Origin of the sequence: Microbacterium sp. LWH13-1.2 (assembly GCF_038397735.1) — a bacterium.
GTDB lineage: Bacteria > Actinomycetota > Actinomycetes > Actinomycetales > Microbacteriaceae > Microbacterium.
The window spans coordinates 405,235-422,129 of sequence record NZ_CP151635.1 but is presented as its reverse complement, the minus strand read 5'-3'; the positions used below and the strand labels follow the sequence as shown (position 1 = coordinate 422,129).

Annotated in this window: 16 protein-coding genes; 5 read left to right on the top strand and 11 right to left on the bottom strand. The window is 67.9% G+C overall.

Annotated elements, in window-relative coordinates; all coding sequences use genetic code 11:
- Positions 1-66: 66 nt before the first annotated feature.
- The 4 genes from MRBLWH13_RS01875 to MRBLWH13_RS01860 form a co-directional block, all read right to left on the bottom strand.
- Positions 67-1,776: an ABC transporter ATP-binding protein gene (locus MRBLWH13_RS01875; RefSeq protein ID WP_341956650.1), complete on the bottom strand. Its 1,710-nt coding sequence runs from the start codon at positions 1,774-1,776 to the stop codon at positions 67-69.
- Positions 1,773-2,738: an ABC transporter permease gene (locus MRBLWH13_RS01870; RefSeq protein WP_341956649.1), complete on the bottom strand. Its 966-nt coding sequence runs from the start codon at positions 2,736-2,738 to the stop codon at positions 1,773-1,775. Before MRBLWH13_RS01870 ends, MRBLWH13_RS01875 begins: the two co-directional genes overlap by 4 nt.
- 34 nt (positions 2,739-2,772) lie before the next feature.
- Complete coding sequence (locus MRBLWH13_RS01865) at positions 2,773-3,777, bottom strand: ABC transporter permease (protein WP_341956648.1); 1,005 nt, start codon at positions 3,775-3,777, stop codon at positions 2,773-2,775.
- 87 nt (positions 3,778-3,864) lie between these two features.
- Positions 3,865-5,538 (bottom strand): ABC transporter substrate-binding protein, encoded by a 1,674-nt coding sequence (locus tag MRBLWH13_RS01860; RefSeq protein WP_056309360.1) that lies wholly within the window; start codon positions 5,536-5,538, stop codon positions 3,865-3,867.
- A gap of 170 nt (positions 5,539-5,708) precedes the next feature.
- On the opposite strand from MRBLWH13_RS01860, the gene MRBLWH13_RS01855 reads away from it, so the two are divergent.
- The gene (locus MRBLWH13_RS01855) at positions 5,709-6,629 is read left to right on the top strand and encodes a sugar kinase (protein ID WP_341956647.1); all 921 of its coding nucleotides are present in this window, start codon (positions 5,709-5,711) and stop codon (positions 6,627-6,629) included.
- Between the two features lie 39 nt (positions 6,630-6,668).
- Here MRBLWH13_RS01855 and MRBLWH13_RS01850 read toward each other — a convergent pair whose 3' ends face one another.
- The 5 genes from MRBLWH13_RS01850 to MRBLWH13_RS01830 are packed head-to-tail and all read right to left on the bottom strand — an operon-like array spanning position 6,669 to position 12,175.
- Positions 6,669-7,535: a MurR/RpiR family transcriptional regulator gene (locus MRBLWH13_RS01850; protein WP_341956646.1), complete on the bottom strand. Its 867-nt coding sequence runs from the start codon at positions 7,533-7,535 to the stop codon at positions 6,669-6,671.
- Between the two features lie 14 nt (positions 7,536-7,549).
- The gene (locus MRBLWH13_RS01845) at positions 7,550-9,064 is read right to left on the bottom strand and encodes a glycoside hydrolase family 3 N-terminal domain-containing protein (protein ID WP_341956645.1); all 1,515 of its coding nucleotides are present in this window, start codon (positions 9,062-9,064) and stop codon (positions 7,550-7,552) included.
- Complete coding sequence (locus MRBLWH13_RS01840) at positions 9,061-9,894, bottom strand: carbohydrate ABC transporter permease (RefSeq protein WP_341956644.1); 834 nt, start codon at positions 9,892-9,894, stop codon at positions 9,061-9,063. The genes MRBLWH13_RS01845 and MRBLWH13_RS01840 overlap by 4 nt, the downstream gene beginning before the upstream one ends.
- On the bottom strand, positions 9,891-10,868 hold the full coding sequence (locus MRBLWH13_RS01835; RefSeq protein ID WP_341956643.1) for a sugar ABC transporter permease: 978 nt from the start codon (positions 10,866-10,868) through the stop codon (positions 9,891-9,893). The genes MRBLWH13_RS01840 and MRBLWH13_RS01835 overlap by 4 nt, the downstream gene beginning before the upstream one ends.
- A gap of 14 nt (positions 10,869-10,882) precedes the next feature.
- Positions 10,883-12,175 carry a sugar ABC transporter substrate-binding protein gene (locus MRBLWH13_RS01830; RefSeq protein WP_341956642.1) on the bottom strand — a complete coding sequence of 431 codons (1,293 nt, stop codon included), beginning with the start codon at positions 12,173-12,175 and terminating at the stop codon, positions 10,883-10,885.
- Between the two features lie 144 nt (positions 12,176-12,319).
- On the opposite strand from MRBLWH13_RS01830, the gene MRBLWH13_RS01825 reads away from it, so the two are divergent.
- From MRBLWH13_RS01825 to MRBLWH13_RS01810, 4 genes are all read left to right on the top strand, one after another.
- Positions 12,320-13,588 (top strand): LCP family protein, encoded by a 1,269-nt coding sequence (locus MRBLWH13_RS01825; RefSeq protein ID WP_341956641.1) that lies wholly within the window; start codon positions 12,320-12,322, stop codon positions 13,586-13,588.
- Positions 13,589-13,605: 17 nt separating this feature from the next.
- A complete protein-coding gene (locus tag MRBLWH13_RS01820) occupies positions 13,606-14,466 on the top strand; it encodes a fused MFS/spermidine synthase (RefSeq protein WP_341956640.1) in 861 nt (286 codons plus the stop codon).
- A 102-nt stretch (positions 14,467-14,568) separates the two neighbouring features.
- The gene (locus MRBLWH13_RS01815) at positions 14,569-15,096 is read left to right on the top strand and encodes a hypothetical protein (protein WP_341956639.1); all 528 of its coding nucleotides are present in this window, start codon (positions 14,569-14,571) and stop codon (positions 15,094-15,096) included.
- A 46-nt stretch (positions 15,097-15,142) separates the two neighbouring features.
- On the top strand, positions 15,143-15,631 hold the full coding sequence (locus tag MRBLWH13_RS01810; RefSeq protein ID WP_341956638.1) for a SprT-like domain-containing protein: 489 nt from the start codon (positions 15,143-15,145) through the stop codon (positions 15,629-15,631).
- 25 nt (positions 15,632-15,656) lie between these two features.
- Here MRBLWH13_RS01810 and MRBLWH13_RS01805 read toward each other — a convergent pair whose 3' ends face one another.
- Both MRBLWH13_RS01805 and MRBLWH13_RS01800 read right to left on the bottom strand, forming a co-directional pair.
- Positions 15,657-16,163, bottom strand: coding sequence for a DUF3054 domain-containing protein (locus MRBLWH13_RS01805; protein WP_341956637.1), 507 nt, complete (start codon positions 16,161-16,163; stop codon positions 15,657-15,659).
- A 71-nt stretch (positions 16,164-16,234) separates the two neighbouring features.
- The gene (locus MRBLWH13_RS01800) at positions 16,235-16,891 is read right to left on the bottom strand and encodes a 2-phosphosulfolactate phosphatase (RefSeq protein WP_341956636.1); all 657 of its coding nucleotides are present in this window, start codon (positions 16,889-16,891) and stop codon (positions 16,235-16,237) included.
- Positions 16,892-16,895 lie beyond the last annotated feature (4 nt).

Genomic DNA, 16,895 nt, shown 5'->3' with positions numbered 1-16,895 from the left:
TGACCTTCTTCGGATGCTGCGGTAATGGCATCCGAAGAAGGTCGAGAGGAACGGGTCCGAAGGGCTTCAGGAGGCGATGTTGAGCTCGTTCCCCGGGATCGAGGCCAGCAGCCGTCGTGTGTACGGGTCCCGCGGATTCGTGAAGATCTCCTCCGACGAGGCCGCCTCCACGAGCGATCCGTCCTTCATCACGCACACGTAGTCGCTGATCAATCGCACCACCGCGAGGTCGTGCGAGATGAACAGATAGCTGAGCCCGTACTCGGTCTGCAGGTCACCGAGCAGCTTGAGGATCTGATCCTGCACGAGCACGTCGAGCGCCGAGACCGGTTCGTCGCACACGATCAGCTCGGGCGAGAGAGCGAGCGCTCGCGCGATCGCCACACGCTGACGCTGACCTCCGGACAACTCCGACGGGTACCGCCGCAGCATCGACTGCGGCAGCGCCACATCGTCGAGCAGCTGACGGACGCGCTTGCGCCGATCGGCGCTGCTCCCCCGCTTGTAGAAGTCCAGCGGCTCGGCGATCAGTCGCTCGATAGTGAACATCGGGTTCAGACTCGAGTACGGATCCTGGAAGATCGGCTGCACCTTCTGACGGAAGTCCCGCGTCTCGGCTCTGCTGAGCGAGGCGATGTCCTTGCCCTCGTAACGGATCAGTCCGCTGGTCGGCTCGATGATCTTCAGCAGCATCCGCGCCGTGGTCGTCTTGCCGGAACCCGACTCGCCCACGATCGCGACCGTCTCGCCTCGCGGGATCGCGAGAGACACGTCGTTCACCGCGACGAAGTCCTCCTTCTGCCCGCGCACCGGATAGACCTTGGTGAGGTTCTCGATCTCGACGATGTTGTCGGCGGTCGACGAGGCGGGAGCGGTCACGGGATCCGCCGGCTCGTGCGCAGCCGCCTGCTCAGCCGGTCGATCGTCCACCTGGAAGGCTTCCGGGCGCAGACGCGCTGCGGCCACCGAAGGCGCCGCCTTCACGAGCGACTGGGTGTACGGATGCTGCGGATCCTCGAGGATCTGCTTCGCCGGCCCCTGCTCGACGACCTTGCCGCGGTGCATCACGATGACACGCTCCGCTCGCTCGGCCGCGAGTCCCAGATCGTGGGTGATGAGCAGCACGGCGGTACCGAGCTCCCGGGTCATCTCACCGATCTGATCGAGGATCGTCTGCTGCACCGTGACGTCGAGCGCGCTGGTCGGCTCATCCGCGATCAGCAGACGCGGCTTGCACGCCAGGCCGATCGCGATCAGCGCGCGCTGACGCATGCCGCCGGAGAACTCGTGCGGATACTGCTTCGCACGCTTCTCAGGGTCGGGCAGGCCTGCGGCGGTGAGCGCCTCGACCACCTTCTCGTGCACGTTCTGCCTGGTGGCCAGCCCGTGCGCGAGGAGCGTCTCGGCGACCTGGGTGCCGATCTTGGCGACCGGGTTCAGGTTCGACATCGGGTCCTGCGGGACGAGCCCGATGTCTCGACCGCGGATCATGCGCAGCTCGTGCTCGGGAGCGCGGGTGATGTCCTTGCCGTCCAGGCGGATGCTGCCGCCGGCGACACGTCCGCCTCCGGCGAGCAGACCGATGATCGCCATGGCGGTCGTCGATTTGCCCGACCCCGACTCCCCCACGATCGCGACAGTCTGCCCCGGAGCGATCTCGAGATCGACTCCCTCGACCGCATGCACGACGCCGTCCATGGTGGCGAAGTCGACGGCGAGGCCCTCGACCGACAGCAGCGGCGCGCCGGGGTTCTGATTCTCTTTCGCAGCGTTCATCGTGCTCTCGTCCTCGGGTCCATGGCCTCGCGCAGCGCCTCACCGAAGAGGGTGAAGCCGAGCGCGGTGACCGCGATGCAGATACCGGGCAGGAATGCCAACCACGGCGCGATGGCGAGTTCCGCCTGCGCGTAGGTGAGCATGCGCCCCCACTCGGCCGTCTCGGGGCGACCGCCGCCGAGTCCGAGGAACGACAGCGCAGCCGCGTCGATGACTGCGGTCGCGAGCGTCAACGTTCCCTGGACGATGACCGGCCCGATGGCGTTCGGCAGCACGTGCGACATCGTGATCTGCCCGCGGCCCAGACCCAGGGTCTGCGCCGACAGCACGTAGTCGCTCGATCGCTGCTGCAGCATCGACGCACGCAGCAGACGCGCGAAGATCGGCACCTGCGACGCACCGATCGCGATCATCACCGCGAAGGGCGTCTGGCCCAGGATCGCGGCGATCGAGACCGCCAGCAGCAGGTTCGGCACCGAGAGGATGATGTCGACGATGCGCATGATGAGCGTGTCGACCCACCCCCCGAAGGTGCCTGCGAGCAACCCGAGGATCATTCCGCCGACCAGGCCCAGCGCGGTCGAGATGACACCGATGAGCAGCGACGCCTGCGCACCCCAGATGAGTTTGGAGAGCACGTCTCCGCCGAAGCGGTCGAGACCGAGCGGGAACTCCGGCAGCTCGCCGGGCCCGGGGATGTTCGTCGGAGTGATGTACTTCGCTCCGGGGAGCGCGGTCTCGGGGTACGGCGCGAGAATCGGTGCGAGCACCGACACGAGCACGAACAGCAGGACGATGCCTGCACCGATCCAGGCGGTGGGGTTGCGGCGGAGACGGCGGAACACGTCGCGCCAGAATCCGCCCGGCCCCTCCTTGAGGCCGGCCTGATTGACGGCGACGGTGTCGACGACCGAGCCGCTCGCCGCCGACGGGCCTTGTGCGGGTGGGAGCGAGATGGTCATGACGCCACCCCCTTTCGGAGAACGAGACGGGACATCACTGCACCCGCACTCTCGGGTCGATGAAGCTGTACGACACGTCGACCGCCAGGTTGATCAGCGCATAGGCGATCGCGATGAAGATGATGAACCCCTGGAGCACCGGGAAGTCCCTCGTGAAGATCGCCCTCGCGAGGAACGAGCCGATGCCGGGGAACGCGAACACGGTCTCCGTGAGCACGGCTCCCGATATCAGCAGACCGGTCTGGAGGCCGATGGTGGTGATCACCGGCAGCATGGCGTTGCGCAGGATGAAACGGCTGCGCAACGTCGAGGCGCCGACGCCCTTCGCCCGGCCGGTGCGCACATAGTCCGCGTTCTGCACCTCGAGGACGCTGGCCCTCGTGATGCGGACGATGATCGCGAGCGGGATGGTGCCGAGTGCGAGCGCCGGGAGCACGAGGTGCATCAGCGCGTCCCACGAGGCGTCGAACTCGCCGGTGATGATGCCGTCCCACACATAGAAGCCGGTGGGATGGGTGGCGTCTATTCGAGGGTTCTGCCTGCCGTCGGACGGCAGCCACCCCAGCTGCACCGCGAAGACGTACTTCAGGATGAAGGCCAGGAAGAACACCGGGATGGTGATGCCGACGAGGCTCAGGACCACCGAGGCGTGGTCGGTGAACCTGCCGTGGCGGCGGGCGGCCCAGTATCCGAGAGGGATGCCGACGCCGATCGCGAAGATGAGCGCCACGACGCTCAGCTCGATCGTCGCGGGGAAGCGACGGAAGAACTCCTCCGTCACCGGTCGGTTGGTCTGGATCGAGGTGCCGAAATCGCCCTGCAGAAGGCGTCCGACCCAGATGAAGTACTGCTCGATGATCGGCTTGTTGAAGCCGTAGAGCTCGTTGACCCTCGCGATGGCATCCGGAGTCGCCTTCTCGCCGAGAAGAGCGACGGCCGGGCCGCCCGGGAGGGCCCTGACCCAGGCGAACAGCAGGATGCTGAGGCCGATCAGGGTGGGAATGAGGAAAAGCAGTCGCCTGCCGATGGTGCGCAGCAAGAGGTCTCCGTTGATCAGAAGGTACGCCGGGCCCGGGCCTCCGCGGCGAGCGCGGAGACCCGGGTGGGCAATCTCAGTCGGTCAGACCTACTTGGTGAGGACGATGTCCGTGAAGACCTCGTCGTTCACCGGGCTGGCGGGGTAGCTCTCGACGCGCGGGTCGAACGCCAGCGTGGGCGCCGGGTGCGCGAGCGGGACGCCCGGGATGAACTGAGCGACCATCTCGTTGATCTCCTCGTAGAGGGCCGTCTGGTCCTCGAGGTTGGAGACGCCGCGAGCCTCGTTCAGCTTCTGGAACAGTTCGGGGTTGTCGAAGCCCCACTCGGAGCTCTGCTGGCCGAAGAAGACGCCGACGAAGTTGTCGGTGTCGTTGTAGTCACCGGTCCAGCCCAGCAGGTGGATGCCGTGGTCGGACGTACCGGTGGTGCGGTCGAGGTACTCGACCCACTCCTCCGAGACCGGGGTGGTCTCGACGCCGACCTCGGAGAGCTGCGACGACAGGACCGTGAAGATCTGCTCGGGGTCCGGCATGTACGGACGCGAGACGTTGACCGGGTAGTTGAAGGTGAGCTTCAGCGGGTTGGCCTCGTCGTAGCCGGCCTCGGCCAGCAGGGACTTCGCCTTCTCGGGGTCGTAGTCGTACGTCGTGACGTCGGGGTTGTAGCCGTTGACGGTGTCGGGCACGAACTCGATCGCCTTCTCTGTGCCCTCGGGCAGAACCTGGCTGATCAGCGCATCCTTGTCGACCGCGTACGAGAGCGCTTCACGGACCTTGGGGTCCTGCAGCTCGGGGATGGCCTGGTTGAACGCGAGGTACAGGATCGTGAACGGAGGGCGCGACACCATGGTGAAGCCGTCGTCCTCGAGCGCCTGGGTGTCGGCGGGGCCGACCAGGTCGTAGCCGTCGATCGAGCCGGACTCGAGCGCCTGGCGACGCGCGGTCGGGTCGTCGATCGTGCGGAAGATGATCTCGTCGATCTGGCCCGCGTCGCCCCAGTAGTCGCCGTAGGCCTTGAGCGAGACCTGCTCGCCCGGTGCCCACTCGTCGAACTGGTAGGGGCCCGTGCCGACGGGGTGCCCCATCGCGTACTCGGAGAGCACCGGCGCCTCGGCGGAGCCGCTGACGTCGTCGGCGCCGAACTCCTGCAGCGCCGACGGGCTCTGCATCGCGAACGACGGCAGCGACAGCGATGCGACGAAGCCGGCGAACGGCTTGTTCAGATCGATCGTGACGGAGTAGTCGCCGTCGGGCGTGCACGACTTGTACACGGCGTCGGCGGGGTTGTCTGCGTAGCCCTTGAAGAGCTTGTTGTAGTAGTAGCCGAAGGCCTCGGACGCGGCGAGACCGGTCCAGTTGAACCAACGGTCGAAGTTCGCGCACACCGCTTCGGCGTTGAACGGCGTGCCGTCGTGGAAGGTGACGTCTTCCTTCAGGGTGAAGGTGTGGCTCATGCCGTCTTCGGACGACTCCCACGACTCGGCGAGAAGCGGGGCGGGGTCGGCGGTTCCGGGTTCGGTGCCGACGAGACCCTCGAAGATCTGACGGGAGACGCGGAAGCTCTCACCGTCCTGGGCGAATGCCGGGTCGAGGCTCGCAGGGTCCGACGACGCGGCGAACACGAACGTGCCGTCCACATCTCCTGAGCCCTCGGAGCCGTCGTCGCCGCGCTCGCTGGCGACGCATCCCGAGAGGACCAGCGCGGCGAGCGCTGCTCCGGTGACGGCGATGAGTCCTCGCCGACGCATGACTTTATGGTGCATTGTGTGACCTTCCTGTCGAGCGCTGCAGTGCGCGTTCCGGAGGCGTCTTCGACTCCGGAAACGGTGATGCCCTCGACGCTACCCAGTGGGTACACCGTTGCAAAACATCTCCAGGTTGCATTCCTGTTACGGATGTTCGGCCGCACGGTCGATCCGGTAATCTCCAGAACGTGCCAGACACGTCTCCCCTCGCCGTCTGCGTCGGCGAGGGCCTGGTGGCCCTCGTCCCCGCCACCGCCGCCCCTCTCGAGGACGTCCGGACCTTCCACCGCTCCCTCGCCGGAGCGGAGTGGAATGCCGCGATCGCCCTCGCCTCTGCGGGCATCCGCACCGCGGTCGTGTCCCGGGTGGGCGACGACGGATTCGGTCGCTTCCTCACCGCCGAGCTGCGCAGACATGGGGTCGACGACATCGCCGTCGAGGTGGATCCGGAGGCTCCCACCGGCCTCTACGTGAAGGAGCTGTCGCCTCGGCCCGACGGGTCGGTCGACGGGACCATGCACTACTACCGATCCGGTTCTGCGGCGGCGGCGATGTCACCCGCGACTCTTTCCGCATCACCCGCATCCGAGCTGCTGGCGGAGGCGGCGCTGGTGCACACATCGGGCATCACCCCCGCCCTCTCCGAGACGGCACGGGCAGCTCAGGATGCCCTGTTCGACGCCGACCGGGAAGGACGCCTGCTCAGCTTCGACGTGAACTGGCGCCCTGCTCTGTGGCGGGGGCGCGAAGCCGAGGGGCGGGCGGCGATCTCGGGTTACGCCCGCCGCGCCGACGTCGTCTTCTGCACGCAGCCGGACGCCGAGGCCGTGTTCGGCACCTCGAACCCCGACCGGCTGCGCGAGCTGTTCCCCGAACCGCGGTACCTCCTCGCCACGAGCCCGCGCGGAGCGGTCGCGTTCGAGGGATCGGAGCGCACCGACAGTGCGGCACTGGATGTGCCGGTCGTCGAATCGATCGGCGCGGGTGACGCGTTCGCCGCCGGATTCCTCGCGGGGGTGCTCACCGGGCTCTCGCTCACGGGCAGCCTCGCTCGCGCGCACCGCATCGCAACACGCGCGCTCGCGAGCACACGCGACCACGTCGACTGATCTCGTCTCACCCGCGGGTCGCCGCCGGCGGTCGTGGACTCAGCGCCGACGGCGTGACGCCGCCGCGTCGTGCGTCAGCTGGAGGGGGATCACGACGGGCTCCCCCCGGTGCTGCACCACCCTGACGAAGAGGATGTCGACGAGCGCGAGCTGCGCGATGCGACTCGACATCGCCGCCATACGGAACGGTGACTCCTGTGCGTAGGTGAGCAGCACGATGTCAGCGGCGAGAGCGAGCGTCGAGTCCGGCGCGCTCGTGACGGCGACGGAGAGTGCCCCGGCGTCTCTCGCGACCTCCACCGCCCGCACGACCTCCTGCGTCTCGCCCCCGTGCGAGAAGGCGATCACGACGTCGTCCGTCGAGCGCAGCGATGCGGTCGTGAGGGCGAGATGCGGGTCGGCGGAGTGGGCGACCGAGCATCCAATGCGGGCGAGCTTCTGCTGCAGGTCTTGCGCTGTGAGCGACGATGCCGCCTGCCCGAACAGGTCGACGTGTCGCGCGGCGACCACGGCCAGCGCGACCCGGTCGAGAGCGTCCGCGTCGAGTCCCAGCGCCGTCTTCTCGATCGCGTCGATCTCCTGGGACGCGAGCTTGGCGGCGATCGCCGACGGCTCGTCGTCCGGATCGATCGCCGTGGTGTCGAGACCGAAACGGGCCTGCTGCGCCTGGGCGAGCGTCACCGTCCGTGCGACCGCCACTCTCAGCTCGCGATACCCGCTGAACCCGAGCGACTGCGCGAATCTCGCCACTGTCGACAGTGAGGTGTTGCACAGCCGCGCGAGGTCGTTGATGGCGAGATCCACGACCAGCGTGGGGTCGCCGAGAATGGTCTCCGCGACCCGAGCCTCGGCAGCACTCAGACGGGCGATCGATCGGCGCACCAGCGCGAGAACGTCTGAGTCCACGGTGTCATCCTGCCTCAGTCAGCCAGATCCGCGTCGCCGAGTGACGAGCCGTCTCCGGTCAGACCCTTGTTCGTCAGCCGCTCCCTGGCCGCCTGAGCACCGACCAGGCTCGCTGCGCCGACCTCGACGATCGGCAGAGCGAGCGGATGCTGCGGTGCGAGCCCGACGTTGACGACGACGGCCTCGGGGTCGCGCGTGGCAGCGCGCTCGACCAGAGCTCGCTGAGCGTCGTCCGCGTCCGGTCGATCCAGCAGGACGACCGTGAGTCCTTCGGCCGCGACGGCGGCGTCGAGAGCGGTGTCCTGCTCGTCGAGCGATGTCCGAGCCACGTCGACCCTGGCACGATGGCCGCCGGCCGCAAGCGCTTCGGCGATGTAGGCCGAGGCACTGTCGACGGCGAGGGTCGACCGGCTACGCGCGTCGACGACGGCGAGCGACGCCGCATCCGCCGTCGCACCCGTGATCGCCCGCCCGACGATCTCGCGCGGATCGAAGTCGACCGGACCGGATGCCGAATCCGCGCGCTCCCGCAGGGCAGCGGCGAGGGCCGCGACCCGAGCCGCCGCCTCCTCGACCCGCGTGCGCAGCAGCGACCCGTCTCGGAGCGCTGAGACGATGCCGTCGCGCGCAGAGAGGAAGTCGCGTCGGTCCTGGTCGGGCAGGGTGGCCCCTCCCCTGTTGGTGGGGTTTCCGATGCACAGCAGGTCGACGCCCGCAGCGAGCGCACGTGCCGCCCCGGCGCCGATGCCGACGGTCTCGCGGATCGCCGCCATGTCGAGGGCATCGGAGATGATCACCCCGTCGAACCCCCAGTCGCGGAGCATGCCGAGCACCCGTGGGTTCAGCGTCGCGGGCTCTGGTCCCCATGCAGGCACGACGATGTGCGCCGTCATGATCGCGTCGACACCCGCGGCCACCGCGGCCCGGAAAGGCTCGAGGTGGACTCGTTCGAACTCGTCGACGTCGAGCGAGATCACGGGGGACGCGTGATGCGAGTCCAGGTGCGTGTCGCCGTGCCCGGGGAAGTGCTTCACACAGGCCGCCGCCGCGCCGCTCTGGATCCCGTCGACTGCGGCCAGCGCGTGTCGCGAGACCAGAGCCGCGTCGCTGCCGAACGAGCGGACGCCGATCACAGGGTTGCGCGGATCCGTGTTCACGTCGGCGACCGGCCCGAGGACCACGTTCGCACCGATCGCCGTGACCCGCCTGGCGAGTTCCGCGCCGGATGCCCTCGTCACGTCGACGTCGTCGAGGATGCCGAGCTGCCCGGCCCCGGGAAGGGTCGACCCTGTGGCGGACTCGAGACGGGTGACGTTGCCGCCCTCCTCGTCGATGCCGATCAGGGCGTCGGGATTCCTGCGGAGGATCTGCGCGCTCAGTGCGGACAGCCCCTCGCCGATGTTCTGCCCGAAGTAGACCACGCCGGCGAGGCCGTCCTCGAGCTCGCCGACGAGCCACTGCGGAGCCTCGGTCCCGAGGAATCCAGGCCAGAGCACCGCATTGGCGAGTCGTTCGAGCTCGTCCGTCATCCCTTCACCGCTCCTGCCACCATGCCGGCGGAGAGCCGGCGCTGCACGATCACGAAGAAGATCATGACAGGGATCGTGATGATCGTCGATGCCGCCATGATGCTGCCCCAATCGTTCGAGTGCAGGCCGAAGAACGACTTCAGACCGATCGACACCGTGTACTGGTCCGTGGCGCTGCCGAGGATCGTCATGGCGAAGATGAACTCGTTCCACGCGGTGATGAAGCTGAAGATGCTGGTCGCGACGAGGCCGGGCATCACGAGCGGCAGCAGGATCGAGCGGAACATCCGCCACCAGCTGGCCCCGTCGATGTACGCGGCCTCCTCGAGTTCGACCGGCACCGCTGCGACGAACCCGCGCAGCATCCAGATTCCGAACGCCAGCGAGAGCGCGACGTACACGACCATCAGACCGAGGATGCTGTTGAGCAGACCCAGGCTCTTCACCTGCAGGAACAGCGGGATCACGAGGGCCTCGAGCGGCACCATCTGCACGACGAGGATCATCATGAGGATCGTGGTGCGGAACTTGAAGCGGAAGCGCGCGACGGCGACCGCCGCGAGCAGGCACACCAGGGCGCTGACGAGCACGGTGACGAGCGCCACGATCGCGGAGTTGCGGAGGTACGTGCCGAAGCCGCCGTCGGTGAGCACGAACGCGAAGTTGTCGAATGTGAACTCCTGCGGCAGCAGGGACTGTCCCCCGCTGGACGCCTTGGCGTCGAGCGCGCTGGAGACCATCCAGTACACCGGGAACAGGGTGAAGATCAGGACCGCGGCGATCGCGATGCCGGTGCCGAGGCGCGACATGACAGAGGGGCGGGGGTTCACAGCTCGTCCTCCTTCATGAGCGAACGGATGTACACGATCGTGATGCCGATCAGCACGAGGGTGAGGAGCACGGCGAGAGCGGCACCGAACCCGTAACGGTTCTGACCGAAGGACTCGACATACGACCAGACACCGAGGTTGAGCACCGACCGGTTGCCGCCTCCTCCGCCGGGCATCAGGTAGACCTGCGCGAAGACCTTGAAGTCCCAGATCGTCGACAGGATGATCACGACCGAGAAGACGGGCTTGAGAGTGGGGAAGATGATCTTCCAGAAGCGCATCCAGGCGTTGGCGCCGTCGAGGGCCGCCGCCTCCAGCATCTCCTTCGAGACGCCCAGGAGACCGGCGAGCACCGTGATCGCGACGAACGGGAATCCGTGGTGCACCACGTTCAGCAGGACGATGGCGTAGAACGACCACTGGTTCGTGAACCAGTTCACCGGGTCGTCCATCAGACCGAGGTCCTGCAGGACGGTGTTGAAGATGCCGCGGTCGGCATCGAAGATGAACGTCCAGACGTAGGTGCCGGTGACCGCGGGCATCGCCCAGGCCACCATGATGCAGCTGGAGACGATCGTGCGCCAGACGGTGCCGAGCTTCGCGAGCAGCAGGGCGACGAGCGTTCCCACGGCGACGGTGACGAACACGGCGACAGCGGCGAAGCCGACGGTGTTCGGGAGCACGACCGTCCAGAGTGTCGGATTGGTGAGCGCCTCGACGTAGTTGTCGACGCCGATCCAGTTGTTCTCGCCGGTGTTGATCTCGCGCAGGCCGTAATCCTGCAGCGAGAAGATGAAGACCTGGATGAGCGGCCAGAGCATGAGCACCGCGAGGATGACCAGGCCAGGGGCGAGGAGGAGCCAGGGGCGGGCCGTCAGCAGCGAGAGTCCTCGCTTGGGCGGCCGGCCGCCGGCCACGGAGGCGGAGGAGGACTCCGCCTTCGTGGCCGGCAGTGGCGCTTGCACCATCGACATGGAGGGATACAGCCTTACTGGTTGAGCAGATCGGTCATCTCAGCAGCGGCATCCTTCGTCGCCGTGGCGACATCCTTCTGCCCGCTGAGGATCGCCTGGATCATCGAGTTGGTGGTCTTCTTGGCCTGGACCGCGCCGAAGTTCGGGGTCACCGGCACGGATGCGCCACCCTCGACCATCTGCTGCGCGAACGGAGCGACGAGCGGATCGGTGGAGGCCAGCGCCTCTTCCATCGCCGACTGGACTCCGGGGAAGTACCCGGTCTCGTCCGCCCACTTCTCGGCGAACTCACCCGTGGTCATGAGCTTGACGAACTCCCACGCGAGGTCGGCGTTCTCGGTCGTGTTGAAGACGGACAGGTGCGAGCCGCCGAGCACGGACGGAGCGATTCCGCCGTCCTCACCGGGGATCACGGCGGCGCCGATCTTGCCCTCGAGCTCGGGGTTCGCCTCGATCAGAGCCTTCGGGGTCCACGAGCCCGAGAGCATCATGGCGACGTTGCCCTGCGTGAACGAGTCACGGAGGTCCGTCTCCTTCCAGGTGGTGGCACCGGCCGACGAGAAGCCGTGCTCGGTCGCGAGTCCCGTGTAGAACTCGATGCCGGCCTGCGACTCCTTGCTGTCGAGCTCGCTCGTCCAGGTCTTGCCGTCGAGGGTCGCGACCTCGCCACCCGCACCCCAGACCCAGGGGTAGACCTGGAACTCGGCGTCTCCGGCGACGGGGAAGGGCAGCATGTCGGGCTTGGCCGCCTTGATGGCCTCACCCGCAGTGACGATGTCATCCCAGGTCTTCGGAGCCTCGAGACCGAGCTCCTCGAACACGTCGGTGCGGTAGACGATCGAACGGACACCGGCGTACCACGGCATGCCGTAGAGCTCGTCCTCGTAGGTGCCGGCGACCGCGAGGCCCTCGACGAGGTCGTCGCGCAGACCCTTCTCGGCGTCGACGTACTCATCGAGCGGCTCGAGCGCGCCTGCATCGGCGAACTCCGCAGTCCAGGTGGTGCCGGTCTCGGCGATGTCGGGCGTGGTGCCACCGGCGATCGACGTGACGAAGCGGTCGTGGGCGTCGGCCCACTGGATCTCCTCGATCTTGACCGTGGCTCCGGTCTCGTCTTCGAAGGCGTCCGAGACCTCGTCGTAGAACGCGCTCGCGTCGGGGTTGGTGCCCTTCATGATCCAGACGGTGAGTTCCTGGCCCTCTCCGTCGACGGCTCCACCGTTGTCGGCGCCACCGCCGGCACAGGCCGCCAGGCCCAGGGTGGCCACGGCGCCGAGCGCCACGGCCGGAAGAATGCGCTTGTGCATCAGGGTTCTCCTCTTTGAACGTCCTGGCGGCATCGGGTGCCTACCACGTAGGAAAAAGTATTCATCACTAACTAATTCCCTGCAAGTTATTCTCAGAAACGTCATGCGGCCGTAACATCGTGCTCCGCGGGTAGGCTCTGCGGCATGTCAGGGGCTCTCGACGACGCGAAGCGCACCACGGTCGCGCGCCATGCCGACCTCCCGACACCCAGTGCGCTGTCCACCTTCCTCAAGCTCCTCGGCGTCGCCCTGAGCGTGCTGCTCGTCTCCTCGATCGCCGTGGCCGGCTTCGTCTTCGTCGACGTGCTGAACAGGGTCGGCGAGGGCGCGGTCGCACTGGAGGACGACGCGGAGGTGGCTCCTCCGTCGCTCGGGGCATATCCGAGCGACAAGGCCTTCAGCATCCTGATCGTCGGCACCGACGAGTGCGGAGAGGTCTCGACGCAGTTGCTCGGCGAACGCTGCGAGAAGATCGAGGAGGGCTCCCGAAACGATGTGAATCTGCTCGTGCACGTCTCAGCGGCTCCCCGCAACGTCACCGTCGTGTCGTTTCCCCGCGACCTGATGGTCGAGGTTCCCGAGTGCACGCGCGACGACGGTTCGACCGCGTCGTCTATGGCGAAGGCGCCGTTGAACTCCCTCTTCGACCATGCGGGCATCTCATGCATCGCGAAGACGGTCGGCGACCTCAGCGGCATCCCCATCGAGTTCGCGGCCAAGATCAGCTTCGACGGCGTGATCGCGATCACCGATGCGATCGGCGGGGTCGAGGTGTGCGTCGCCGGCGAGGGGATCCGCGATTCGCAGGCGGGCATCGACCTGCCCGTGGGGACCCACACCGTCTCGGGAGCGAACGCCCTCGCCTTCATCCGCACCAGACACGGTGTGGGCGACGAGAGCGACCTCGCCCGCATCTCGAACCAGCAGCAGTACATGTCGCGTCTCGCGAAGAAGATCCTCAGCGCCGAGACTCTCACCGATCCGTCGAAGGTGCTGCGGCTGATGAACACGGTCGCCGACAACATCGTGCCGAGCGAGTCGCTCAGCAACGCACTCACCCTCACCCAGCTCGCGCTGGCGCTGAAGGACGTGCGGTTCTCGGACTTCGTCTTCGTGCAGTACCCGAACCTCGACGATCCCGACAACCCGGGGATCAAGGTCGTTCCCGACTACGACGCGGCCGAGCCTCTCTGGGCGGCGCTGATCGCCGGCGAGCCGATCACGCTCTCGGGCGACGTCGCGACGAACCGCAGCGTCGAACTCGCGACCCCGCCCGCCACCGAGGAGGCCCCCGAGACGGCGGAGACCGCCGCTCCGACGGAGGCGCCAGAGACCCGCGCGACGCTGCCTCCGGAGATCTCGGGTCAGAGCGTCGATCAGGACACCTGCTCGGTCGGCAACCAGGCGAAGTGAGCGCGTAGTCTCGGAGCATGGGCCGGACGCGAGCACGAGACACCGAGCATCCTCAGGCCCGACTCGACCACGGCGGCATCGCGCGCATCGTGCCGTCGGAGTTCACGAGCGGGTTCGAGCTCATCGTCGACGACACCCCGCAGTCGCACGTCGACCTCGACGACCCCACGCATCTGCACTTCGAGTACATCGTGCGCATGGGCGCGGTGATCGACCAGCTGCCGTCCGGCCCTCTCACCGCCGTGCATCTCGGCGCCGGCGCTCTGACCATCCCCCGCTACATCGATGCCACGAGGCCAGGCTCCCGCCAGCAGGTCATCGAGCTCGAGGCACCGCTGGCGACCCTCGTGCGCGAGCACCTGCCGCTGCCCAAGGGCGCCGCGATCCGACTGCGGATCGGCGACGCGCGCGAGGGCGTCAAGCGACTGCCTGCGGCGATCGTCGGCAGCTGCGACCTCGTCGTCTCGGACGTCTACTCGGGCGCGCAGACGCCCGCCCACCTGACCAGCCTGGAGTTCTACCGCGAGCTCGCGGATCTCCTCTCCCCCGGCGGCGTCCTGCTCGTGAACGTCGCAGACGGCCCCGGCCTCGCGTTCGCCCGCCGACAGGTCGCGACGATCGCAGAGGTGCTTCCGGAGATCGGCGTCCTCGCCGACACGCAGGTACTGAAGGGGCGACGCTTCGGCAACCTGGTGATCGCCGCCTCTGCCGCGCCGCTGCCCACCGAATGGCTGCCGAGGTTACTCGCCGCAGGCCCGCACCCTGCCAAGATCGCTCAGGGCGCCGAGGTGACCGCCTTCGTGCAGGGTGCACGGGTGGTGACGGATGCGGATGCCGTGGCATCCCCTCGTCCGGACGCATCGCTCTTCCTGCGCTGAGCGCATCGATCCGGATCCGGATGCGTGGTCGTGGGGCGTGCCGCCCCGGCGAGCGCGCGGTCGCGAGGCACACTGGTCGGGGGACGCTGCGGAAGGAGAGCAATGAGTTTCATCCGAGGGTACGACCCGGAGAGCCTTCGCGAGCTGGTCGATCTCGATGAATGCGCGGCACGGCTGGAGGAGATCGAGAGCCAGAGGAGTCTTCCTGCGCTGCTCGAGCGCGTATGGCTGCTGAAGGTCCTCGACCGGCTGGACGAAGCACTCCCCCTCGCCGACGAGGCCGTGCGGCAGTCGCGAATGGCGGGCACCCGCAAGGACGTGCTCCGAGCTCGTGTGCTCCACGCCACCGTGCTCCAGTACCGCGGAGCGTATGCCGCCGCTGAGCAGGAACTGGCGACCTGCGCAGCCGAGGCCGAGGGCCAGCGCTGGGTCTCGATCGCCGCGTTCGCGCATCACAATCACGGCAAGAACGCGTACGAGGCCGGCGATTACGAGACCGCTCGCGAGAGCTTCAAGCAGTCGTTGTTCCTGCGTCGCGAAGCCGGTGCGGAAGACCGCGAGCTCGAGACCGTGCTTCTCGCGATCGAGGCGGCCGAACGGCGCCGCACATCGCACCTCGTCGCAGGCTGACGCGCCCCTGCGGCACGATGTCGGCAGCATGGCTTAGCCTGATCGCATGGCGGAACTTGACCGGGTGCGCGTCTGGGGCGAGGCACTGATCACGCTGCATCTCGACGACAGCTGGTCTTTCGGCTTCGACCACGCGAAGCGACGCGCAGGACAGTGCGATTACACGAAGAAGCGCATCACCGTGTCGCGCTACCTCGCGGCTCGGTTCGACGACGACGAGATCCATCAGGTGCTGCTGCACGAGGTCGCGCACGCGCTGGCCGGGCACGAGGCAGCGCACGGATCTGCATGGAAACGAGTGGCCCGCGAACTCGGCTACGTCGGCGGAACGACCCACCACGGCGAGACGGCGGTCGAGCTCGCGCCGTGGGTGGGCGAATGCCCCTCGGGCCACATCACCTACCGCCATCGGCGCCCGTCACGGGCGACATCGTGCGCGCGGTGCTCGCGGTCGTACGACGCGCGTTATCTCTTCGAGTGGACGCGCCGCGAGATCACGGCCGACACTCGGATCGCCGCGCAGATGTCGCGCTGAGCCGCGCTCGCGACGCCGCCCGAGGTCAGCGCGATTCGCGGTCGTTCTTCGGATCGACCTCGGGCGTCGGCTCATCCGTCGACTGCTCCGCATCGACGGCGCTTTCGTCGGCGGGGAGCACGTCATCCTTCGATTCGTCGATTGCGTCGTCGGGCTGCCCGGCGTCGCGGGCACGCGCCGCACGGCGACGGAGCAGTGCTGCCACGGCCCGCCAGCCGACCAGGAAGACGCCGAGCACCAGTGTCGCGACGATGATGAAGGCCATCTGGGCCGTATCGCCCGAGGCGACGCGAAGGAGCATCCCTCCGACGACCGTGACGGCCCAGACGACCGCGCCCCAGGCGAGCGACCAGGGCCGGCGCGGCCTGCCCGGAAGCAGCGCGGCGGCGAGGTGGCCGACGAGGAGCGCGACGATGAAGGGCCAGGCGGTCAGCAGGAATCCGCCGGGGTCCTCGTCGTGCGACGCACGACCGATCACGGCGAAGATGAGCACCAGGACGGCGTCGAGGACGAGAGCGGGGACGAACCTCATGCCACGACCCTACGTCGACGCCGCCGAAAGCGGTGCCGAGTGCGCGGCCTGTTGCCGAGTGAGTCCGGGTATCAGTGGAAGGCGACGAACAGTCCGTCGCGGAGCTCGGGGACGACATCGTGCGCGTCGAGTTCGGCGGCGGCGACGGTCGACGTGGGGACGAGCCCTGCCGATGTGATCCGCTCGGTCGCGTCCACACCTTCCGCGATCTCGCGCGCCGATCCGCTGGCGCTGATCATATGCCGCAGAGCCCTCTTGAGAGCCCGGAATCCTTCAGCGGCGACCGCCGCGTCCGGCGCGGTGTGGTCGATGCCGAGGTCAGTCAACGCTGAGATGACGGCACCGGCCCCGAGGTGGTCCTCCACTGCGAAGCGCACGGCCCCTGCAGCATCCGCCTCTCCCGCGGCGATCACGGCGACCGAGGTGCGGGCCTGCCTGCGTTCCTGCAGCGTCGCCACGGCGCGCGCCACGGCCGAGGCGTTGCGGAGGCTGCCGACGAGCACCACCGAGCCGCCCGCACGTGCGGCGACCGCGGCACCATTGCGGGACCAACCGACGGCGTCCTCGAGAGAGACCGTGGATCCAGATGCGACCGCATCCCCGACCGTCGACGAGAAGCGCAGGACGTCGACGACCACGACGACATCGGCGGACGCGAGACGGTCGAGCCCCTCGACGCCCCAGTCGAGGCGCACCTGATACGTGGACTGATCGAACGGAGACGGCATCCGT